At 60.1% G+C, this 9,427-nt stretch carries 6 protein-coding genes; 5 read left to right on the forward strand and 1 reads right to left on the reverse strand.

Features of this window, described 5'->3' with window-relative positions:
* The first annotated feature begins 201 nt into the window (after positions 1–201).
* Together PMI23_RS25895 and PMI23_RS25900 are read left to right on the forward strand one after the other, a co-directional pair.
* Positions 202–1,227, forward strand: a complete 1,026-nt coding sequence (locus tag PMI23_RS25895; RefSeq protein ID WP_007912098.1) for a histone deacetylase family protein — start codon at positions 202–204, stop codon at positions 1,225–1,227.
* Positions 1,228–1,379: 152 nt separating this feature from the next.
* On the forward strand, positions 1,380–5,984 hold the full coding sequence (locus tag PMI23_RS25900; RefSeq protein ID WP_007950213.1) for a dermonecrotic toxin domain-containing protein: 4,605 nt from the start codon (positions 1,380–1,382) through the stop codon (positions 5,982–5,984).
* Here PMI23_RS25900 and pdxR read toward each other — a convergent pair.
* The gene (pdxR, locus tag PMI23_RS25905) at positions 5,941–7,494 is read right to left on the reverse strand and encodes a MocR-like pyridoxine biosynthesis transcription factor PdxR (RefSeq protein WP_007912093.1); all 1,554 of its coding nucleotides are present in this window, start codon (positions 7,492–7,494) and stop codon (positions 5,941–5,943) included. The two genes, PMI23_RS25900 and pdxR, sit on opposite strands and share 44 nt — an antisense overlap.
* A gap of 92 nt (positions 7,495–7,586) precedes the next feature.
* Here pdxR and PMI23_RS25910 point away from each other — a divergent pair, with 92 nt between their 5' ends.
* The 3 genes from PMI23_RS25910 to PMI23_RS25920 are packed head-to-tail and all read left to right on the forward strand — an operon-like array spanning position 7,587 to position 9,351.
* The gene (locus PMI23_RS25910; RefSeq protein WP_007950214.1) at positions 7,587–8,210 is read left to right on the forward strand and encodes an FMN-binding negative transcriptional regulator; all 624 of its coding nucleotides are present in this window, start codon (positions 7,587–7,589) and stop codon (positions 8,208–8,210) included.
* 10 nt (positions 8,211–8,220) lie between these two features.
* Complete coding sequence (locus tag PMI23_RS25915; RefSeq protein ID WP_007912089.1) at positions 8,221–8,667, forward strand: GNAT family N-acetyltransferase; 447 nt, start codon at positions 8,221–8,223, stop codon at positions 8,665–8,667.
* Between the two features lie 12 nt (positions 8,668–8,679).
* Complete coding sequence (locus tag PMI23_RS25920; protein ID WP_007950215.1) at positions 8,680–9,351, forward strand: GNAT family N-acetyltransferase; 672 nt, start codon at positions 8,680–8,682, stop codon at positions 9,349–9,351.
* Positions 9,352–9,427 lie beyond the last annotated feature (76 nt).

Here is a 9,427-nt window from a genome sequence, read left to right on the forward strand (position 1 = left end):
CAAAAGATCGCAGCCTTCGGCAACTCCTACAAGGGATCGGCGTAGGAGCTGCCGAAGGCTGCGATCTTTTGATCCTAAAGGGGCAATTTCGGTCAGTGTTTTTGGCCATATCCATCCCCTTTTGGCCTTTCCTGCCGTTTTCCGATTCGCCTCACGCCGCAACACTGGTGGCAACCGAATCAGCCCTGCGGAGAACAACAAATGCTGACGATCTACTCGGACGATCACCACCTGCACCATGGCCGCTGCGAGCTCATCGATGGCCAGCTCAAGCCGTGCTTCGAGATGCCGTCGCGCGCCGACCATGTGCTGCAGCGCGTTAAAAACCAGAATCTCGGCCCGGTCGAGGCACCGAAAGATTTCGGCCTGGAACCCCTCGCCCGTATCCACAGTCGCGACTACCTCGACTTCTTCAAAGGCGCGTGGGATCGCTGGACTGAGTTCAACACCGACGGTGATCTGCTGCCCTACACCTGGCCGGCGCGCACCCTGCGTGCAATCAAACCGACCAGCCTGCATGGTCAGCTCGGTTATTACAGCTTCGACGGCGGCGCACCGATCACCGCCGGTACATGGCAAGCGGCCTACAGCGCGGCGCAGGTTGCCCTGACTGCACAAGCGCAAATCCAGCGTGGCGCGCGCAGTGCCTTCGCCCTGTGCCGCCCACCGGGACACCACGCCGCCAGCGATTTGATGGGCGGTTATTGCTACCTCAACAATGCCGCCATCGCCGCGCAGGCTTTCCTCGATCAAGGTCACAAAAAAGTCGCGATCCTCGATGTCGACTATCACCACGGCAACGGCACGCAATCGATTTTCTATGCGCGCAGCGACGTGCTGTTCACCTCGATCCACGGCCATCCGGAGGCGGAATTCCCGTTCTTCCTCGGCTACGACGATGAACGTGGCGAAGGCGCCGGTGAAGGCTTCAACTTCAACTATCCGCTGCCCGCCGGCTCTGGCTGGGAGGTATGGAGTGCGGCGCTGGATCAGGCCTGCAACGAGATCGAGCGGTATGGCGCCGACGTGATTGTCGTGTCGCTGGGTGTCGACACTTTCAAAGATGACCCGATCTCGCAGTTCAAACTCGACAGCCCGGATTATCTGGCGATGGGCAAACGCATCGCTGCACTCGGCAAACCGACATTGTTCGTCATGGAGGGCGGTTACGCTGTAGAGGAAATCGGCATCAACGCAGTGAACGTGCTGGAAGGCTTCGAACAATAACCACAGTCCCGTCGCAACCGTAAAAACCAGACCCGCCCAGGCGGGTCTTTTTTCGCCCGCAATATGTATGTACCGCACGCGCGCCGCAGCCCGCTTCTACCTTGCCCGGAACCGTCGCCCTTTCGGCGCGGCCATCAGAACAGGAGTTGCCCATGCCCGAAATCCCTTCGCCCAGCGCCGTCGATGTCGTGACCCAACTGGTGACCGGCCCTTCGCTGCGAGAAGTCGCGTCGAAAACGCTGCACCCGGCGCTCAGGACGTTGTATCCCGACCTCAATCTCGACCCGCAACTGGCCGTGGTCGTAAGACCGACCTGGGTCATTGAGAATGATCAAGTGGTCCCCGGTCGCCATCTGATCGAATCGCTGACCGACACTCTGGTACGTCTGGGCCTCTCCGGCACCACGGTGGCGTATCTCGACGGTGAGCATTATCTGACCTTGCAACCGGACCTGCCGTCCGCCATCCAGCTGCCGGTAAAAATCAGCGCAATCGGCAAGCTGCTCAATGAACTGGCACCGTTGCTGTTCATCGCCTACAAGGAACAGCAGGTCAATTACTGGGACGATTTCACCTATCCGGGGCAGCCGCGCTGGCAGCAGTTGTCACAAGCCTTGCGCAATTTGTGGAAGATCGACGCGAACCCGGACTGGGACGCCGACCAGCGCGCCATGGCCGAAGCGCTTTACACGTTCCCGGATAAACACCAACGACTGCCCACCGACCGATACAAGACCCGCGCCTGCCTGATTGATCTTGACCGCGGCGAGGGCGACGAGCAGAACCACGTGAGCCTGCTCGATACGGCTGTACTGATCGGCACCCACGACAAACGTACGTTGATCATGACCCACTCGGTGCTTAAAGGATTCGAGTGTTTTGAATCGTTGGCAAAGCTCGGAGAAGCCCTGCCGCGTCGTTACTGGAAAGGTGCCTCCGGGACCGGGTTGAAATGGCGACTGGTCGAACCGCAGGGCGATTTCTTCGACTATCAGGCCTGCACACTGGTTGCCCTGGAAGCAGAAGCGCTGGGCGCGATCAATTATTTCCAGGGCTCGAGTTCCAGCGAGCTTTATCCGCACGCCGGGACTGTCGGCAATCCCCGCGAGCCGACACCGCGCCTCAAGCCTCACATCGATCTCTTGCGTCCGATGCTGCCAGCCTGGCTCGACAACGCCTCTCCCGCCGATCAAACCCGTTACAGCCGGCACCTGCTGGATCTGACCATGGTGCAGCACACGAACAAGGGAAAATCATTTCAGAGCGAAGTCATCAGCCTGCAAGCGTTCACCCGTGATGCCTTGAAACAACAGATCGCCAAGGATCATCCGCAGGTCGGCGAGGTGAGGATCGATGACATCGAAATCAGCATCACCAGCCTGGTGGTCTGGGGCACATTCGTCTTGCCGGGTAACACGCAGACCCAGACGCTGTCGCTCATCGAGCTGGCCCTGCAAAACCTCGCTGGGCAGCCAGCAGGCAATAAGACCGTTGGTTACAAGGATGGCGGCGCGGCGCCTGAGTGGATGACTGCAAGCTACCTGGAACAACTGGTCAGCAGCGTCGATATCGGCCAGACCTACCCGGCGTACCTGCAAAACCTGCTGATTGACGACACAGAGCAGGCGTCGGCACTGCAAGCGCTCTACACCAGCCAGTTGCCCATCGAACTGCCGCTGCTGGCGTTGCAGCACAAAATACAAGGCAAGGCCGGCATCACTGAGCAGGGTTATCGCTATGTGGTGGCCGCGCTGGCAAACACCAGCGATGAGCGTTATGTCGATCGCGATGAAATCGTCATTCGCCCGCTGGGGTTCGTTGCCCATCGCAGCCGCTCACAGGCGGACACCGTCAATAACATGTTCGTCATCGGCCCGCGCGAGACGGACAAGGGGCCGTGTCTGCTCTATCGACCGCTGTTCGAAAAGGCACTGATGCAATTTCCCTCGCACGCCAACCTGCTGTACGAAATCCAGCATTCACGGGATCTGCGCGAGTCGGTCCTGGCCTGGTTGCCGGACGACGTGCGCTTCGACTACAGCCAGTTCGTCTTCACCGCCCGATTGCCTTCTGTCTGGACGATCCCGCAATTGCTGGTGAACCCTTTGACCGCCCTCGACATGTCCGGCCCCGTTGCACTGGCGACAACAACGATTAACCACGATGTACTCGCGACCCTGCATAACAGCAACGTGCAGGCAGTCATCACCCAGGCCGACCGCCAATCGGTCTCTGACGCAGAAGCACGCTGGGTCACGCTTAAACACGGCGGCTGGATGCTGTTCAACGCCGCCTTGCCGTTCCTCGGGCGCAGCGTCGGCACGGCGGCGTGGATCTGGCAGATCATGGACGACCTGCAAGAAATCAGCGATGTGGCCAATGAGCAATCCGGCAAGATTGCCTGGACGGCCCTCACCGACATTCTTCTGGCCTTGGGCATGGTCCTCGCCCATCGCGCAGCAATGGGCGACAAGCCAATCAGCGAGTCGATCTCGCAGGAAGAACCGACCCCCACCGTCACCACCGACCTCGTCGTCAGCAAACCTTTGCAGCTGCCGGACGTTTCCAGCACTGCACTGCCCATCGCGCATGAGATGGTGGTGAACCCCTTCACTGCTCTGAAACGATCCCCGGTCGCACTGGCAGCGCTGCTCGACAGTTTACAGATCGCCAAACCCAGAGGCATCGGCGACGCCGCCAGGGAGGGTACGCACAGGCACCTTTATCCCCGCCAGAAACAATGGTTCGCCCCCGTCGGCAAGCGCTGGTTCGAAGTCATGTTCAATGAGCACGCCGAGGTGCAGATCATCGACTCACGTCAGCAACCGCCGCGTAAAGGGCCGCAGCTGACTCGCACCGCCAACGGTCAATGGGTGGTAGACCTTCGATTGCGCCTGCGCGGCGGCGGACTCGACAGCGCCCTTGAGGCTGTTCAAGACGTCAACAAAATGGATGCCGGGCAACTGACCGCCGAAATCAGCGCATTCGATGCAACGATGCAAACCAAGCAGGTTCAGCGTGACGCCGACCATAACGCCTTGAGCAATGCGCTCGGGGAAACCCGGGCACCGGCGCGCGAGCAGTATCTGGCGACACTCGACGCACAGCACAAGGCGTACGGCGCGAACATTGAACAAATCAAGGCGTTGCATCTGAAGGAGCCCATTCCCAACTACCGCATCGTCATGATCCAGCGCCTGGAGATGCAGCTTTTTCTCGGCCAGGAATGGCTCGAACTGCACTCCACAGAGTTCCAGGCCAACCTCAAGACAATGCAGACAATGCTGGCCAATGAAGGTGATTTCGCCGTACAGGCGTTTGTTCAGACCTTCGAAAAGATGACCGATCAGACCCAGGCGATCATTGAAAAAATGGAGATGGCCCAGAGCCGTTTTGACGAACTGAAGTTGTTGGGGAAAAAAGCTGTCGAGGTGCTGCAAACCTATCGCGAGGCGTTACCGAAATATGAACTGAACGACCTCAAACTGTTGCAGATCAGTCTCGGCCAGGAAATCTGCATCAAGGCCGCTGCCACGGCGGACACCGCCAATGCCTATAAAACGCTGGGCAGTCTTATCGAAGACGCCGCGCTGAGTATCCAGAGCACGTTGAATCTGACCGCGGATGAAAGCCTCGAAAATCTGCGCGAACGCACGGATGCCCTGAACAATGTGGCCGAACAATTTTCTGCCATCAATCAACGCTTTGGCGATCTGCTGATCGACTACCCCGAGCAGATCAATACCGCACGCCTGGAGCATGTACGTAGCCGGGTGAGCGCGTTCCAGGCCCGCACCGAAAGCAAACTGGTCGAACTGCTGCGCTACAAGCACTTGCTGGAACCGGGGCCGGGGCCTTCCAGACCGAGATCAGCCTCTTCATCGACGCGACGGATCATCAAAACCAAATCCAGGGGCACGGTGGTCGGCGAACGGAAAAAGAGCCTCGAAGGCCCGGATACCGACCTGGTGGAAGTCCGAACCACGTTGACAGGGGTCATCGCCACGTTCAAGGAGGAATCGCCTGGTGTCTGGGTCGAACAGCGCACGGCGAAACCCCAGCCGCCCAAGGCCCGCCCCTCCCTGAGCAGCAGCGTTCGTGAAGGTCAGGCCCTGATCGACGGTTTGGCCCGCTTTCACCGACGTATCGAAGCACAGCTCAAACGAGGACGGCGGATCCCTGTCGAGGTCGAGGAGCAATACCACACGCATGCGGCCGTCCTGCGGGAAGCCAACGCGGCAATCGATGAAGCATTGACTGCGAGCAACCTGACAGCCGACCTCAAGAAGCCGACCGAAGAACTCGGCCACAAGCTTGACGACGCTGCCAATAAACTTGAAGAAAAAGGTACCAGCACCCGTATCGGCATGGTCAAGCAACAGCTACCGACTGCCGCAGGAGTGCAGTGGCTCAAGGACAAGGGCGAAGTCCGGATTGCACAAACCGTGACGCGACGCAGGCTCAAAGGTCAGGCCAGGGATTTCCTCGACGAGTACGAAGTACGCGACGCCCACACCAACAAGGTGTTGTGTTACGCACATTTCCATTACAGCAGTGCAGAGGCGCCCGTCGCGCCCTTCCCCGTCGGCCATATGAAAACCGTGGCGCAGCGGCGTATGGGAGGTGCCTATGAGCCGCGCTTTCTGAACAATCAGGCGCTGATCGACATCCATCGCAGCGGCATTTCCGACAAATCGGCGAAGGCACTGTTTCTCATGCCTTCCACGCCTGCCGTAACCGGACCAACGCTGCGTTGATTGCCGGTTCAGGGACAGCGGCAAAGCCCAGGACCAGCCCGGCACGCTGGTCCAGCGGCGTCGTCGAGTCCGGCAGCCAGTAACTGCTCAAGCCGTTGATCTCGACGTCGACGCCAGCCGCTTGCGCAATCAACTGCTGCTCGCGCTCGATGCTGTCCACGGCCACGGTCAGGTGCAGCCCAGCAGAGACGGCGGGCAAATCACCCACCCCGGCGATGGCGGTTGGCCAACCGTCGAGCAAGGTGTTGCGCCGGCTCAGCGCGGCACGGCGCATGCGCCGGATATGCCGCTGGAAATGCCCGGCCGCCATGAACTCAGCCATCACCGCCTGCGTACTCACCTCGGAATGCCGGACATCCACCGCCCGGCGTTGCGAGAACGCATCCACCAGCCCCGGCGGCAAAACCAAATACCCAAGGCGCAGCGCCGGAAACGCGACCTTGCCGAAAGTGCCGACATACAGCACGCGGCCCTGTCGATCGAGTGCCGCCAACGGTGCCAGCGGCGCGCCGGTGTAACGGTATTCGCCATCGTAATCGTCCTCGACGATCCAGCCTTGGCAGCGCTCGGCCCAGGCGAGCAGTTCGAGGCGTCGCGCCAGGCTCATCACCACGCCGGTCGGGTACTGATGAGAGGGCGTGACATACGCCACGCAACAATCCCCGGTGGCCGACAGCGCCGAGCAATCCATGCCCTCTTCGTCCACGGCAATACCGTGCAAACGAGCGCCCGCCACAGCGAACGCATGACCGGCCGCGCGGTAGCCAGGATTTTCGATCGCGACACCGTCGCCCGGCGCCACCAGCAACTGTGCACAAAGACTAATGCCTTGCTGTGCGCCGCTGGTGATCACAATTTGCTCAGGTGAACACTGCATGCCGCGCGAACTGCGCAGATAGGCAGCGATCATTGCACGCAGGCGCGCATCGCCGGACGGATCGCCGTAACACAGTTGCTCCAGATCCGGTTTACGCCAGAAAGCCGCATTCAGCTTGGCCCACACCTCGAAGGGGAATAGATCAAACGCCGGAACACCCACCCTGAATGCTCGCGGCGGACCACTCGGGGGTCGGGCCAAATGGTTCTTTTCAATGCGCGAAAAATTATCACTGTGGATAACTTTACTGGATGGAATCACAGGTAAATCCAGCCAATTTGTGGATAAGGCTGTGGGTAAGCCTGTTGAAAACCCTGTGGATACTTTTGTGGATAGTTTTTTCGTTGGGGTCGTCACGGGCATCAATTGGGCGACGTAGGTGCCATCCCCTACCCGCCCCTCAATAAAGCCTTCGGCATACAGTTGATCGTAGGCGCGCACCACACTGTTGCGGGAGATCCCCAACGCCGCCGCCAGATCGCGACTGGCCGGTAACCGTGTACCACTCGCCAGCCGTCCATCCAGCACACGCAGGCGCAACGCCTGATAGAGCTGGCGACTCAAGCCCTGGCGCCGATCAAGCTCGATACCGGCAGGGTTGAATGGCATGGACAACGTTGGCGAATCGGGCATGGCAATGGACCTATGAAATTGGTCATCAATGGCTCTTACAACAGACCAATAGCCTGCCTACGATGCAGGCATTCGCCAAGGAAAATTTGTCCATGTACACACCGCGCGCCTTTGCCATCGAAGACCTGTCCCAACTGCACGAGCTGATCCTCGCCACCCGCCTCGCCATTCTGGTGACCCACGGCGAAAGTGGCTTGCAGGCCAGCCATGTGCCGGTGCTGCTACATTGCGAACAAGGCGAGTACGGCACGCTGTACGGACACCTGGCCCGCGCCAACCCGCAGTGGAAAGACCTGCGCGACGGCGCCGAGGCCATGCTGATCTTCGCCGGCGCCGATGCCTACGTCAGCCCGGGCTTTTACCCGAGCAAAGCCGAGCACGGCAAAGTCGTGCCGACCTGGAACTACATCGCCGTGCACGCCTATGGTCACGCCGAAACCTTCAGCGATGGCGGACGTCTGCTCGACATCGTCAGCACCCTCACCGACCGTCATGAAGCCGGCCGCGCGCAACCGTGGTCCGTCGCCGACGCGCCCGCCGATTACATCGACGGCATGCTCAAGGCCATCGTCGGTTTTGCCATTCCCATCGACCGCCTCGAAGGCAAGCGCAAACTCAGCCAGAACCGCAGCGCCGAAGACATTGCCGGCGTGCGCGAAGGCCTGGCGGTCAGCCCGGAAATCAATGATCAAACCCTCGCCCGATTGATGCGCTAAGGAAATCACCATGAGTCAGATCGACATTCGCCAGGTCAGCGCCGCCGACCGCGCCGCGTGGCTGCCGCTGTGGCAGGCCTACCTGCGTTTCTACAACAGCGAACTGCCGCAAGCCGTGACGGAAAGTACCTGGCAGCGTTTTCTCGACCCGAGTGAACCAACCCACGCAGCATTGGCGTGGGCCGACGGTAAAGCCGTGGGCATGGTGCATTACATCTACCATCGCTCGAACTGGAGCATCGAAAACTCCTGCTACCTGCAGGATCTGCTGGTGGTGCCGGAAACCCGTGGCAGCGGTGTCGGTCGTCTGTTGATCGAACACGTTTACGCCACGGCCAAGGCTGACGGCTGCTGCAAAGTGCACTGGCTGACCCACGAAACCAACGCCACTGCGATCCAGCTCTACGAGCGTATCGCTGAACGCCCGGGCTTCATCCAGTTTCGCAAGGCCATTTAAGGAGACACCTGCATGACCACTTCACTGGCTGACTGGAAAGGCGCCCCCGCCCCCACTGCCACGCTGCTCGAAGGGCGTTTCATTCGCCTGGAAAGACTCGACCCGGCGCGCCATGGCGACGAACTGTTCGCCGCCCTCGAAGGCCCCGGCGCCGACCCGAAACTCTGGGATTACTTGCCTTATGGACCTTTTCCGGAGCGCAGCACTTTCGACGCCTGGCTGAACAACCACGCGGCCGCCAGCGACCCGTATTTCTTCAGCGTCGTTGACCGCACCAGCGGCCAAGTGCAAGGCATCCTCAGCCTGATGTCGATCGTCCCGGCCCAGGGTCGCATTGAAATCGGTCATGTCACCTTTGGTGCGCCGATGCAGCGCTCGCCGAGAAGCACCGAAGCGGTGTACCTGTTGGCCAAATATTCCTTCGACCTCGGCTACCGTCGCCTCGAATGGAAATGCAACAACGGCAACGCCCGCTCCAAGTACGCCGCCGAGCGTTTGGGTTTCAGCTTCGAAGGCGTGTTCCGCCAGCACATGGTGGTCAAGGGACAGAACCGCGATACCGCGTGGTACTCGATTCTGGATGGCGAGTGGCCGGCGATTGCGGCAGGGTTCGAGCAGTGGCTGTCGGATGATAATCAGACGTCCGACGGGCAGGTGAAAGGCTTGGTTGAATGCCGATCGTGATTACCTGAAAAGCAAAAGATCGCAGCCTGCGGCAGCCCCTACAGGGTGAACGTCAATCCCATGTAGGAGCTGCCGC

The organism is Pseudomonas sp. GM24, assembly GCF_000282235.1.
GTDB lineage: Bacteria > Pseudomonadota > Gammaproteobacteria > Pseudomonadales > Pseudomonadaceae > Aquipseudomonas.

Excerpts from the sequence above, each read along its gene's own strand:
- PMI23_RS25915 (WP_007912089.1), top strand. The coding sequence starts at position 8,221 with ATGAGTCAGATCGACATTCGCCAGGTCAGCGCCGCCGACCGCGCCGCG.
- PMI23_RS25920 (WP_007950215.1), top strand. The coding sequence starts at position 8,680 with ATGACCACTTCACTGGCTGACTGGAAAGGCGCCCCCGCCCCCACTGCC.
- PMI23_RS25900 (WP_007950213.1), top strand. The coding sequence starts at position 1,380 with ATGCCCGAAATCCCTTCGCCCAGCGCCGTCGATGTCGTGACCCAACTG.
- PMI23_RS25895 (WP_007912098.1), top strand. The coding sequence starts at position 202 with ATGCTGACGATCTACTCGGACGATCACCACCTGCACCATGGCCGCTGC.
- pdxR (WP_007912093.1), bottom strand. The coding sequence starts at position 7,494 with ATGCCCGATTCGCCAACGTTGTCCATGCCATTCAACCCTGCCGGTATC.
- PMI23_RS25910 (WP_007950214.1), top strand. The coding sequence starts at position 7,587 with ATGTACACACCGCGCGCCTTTGCCATCGAAGACCTGTCCCAACTGCAC.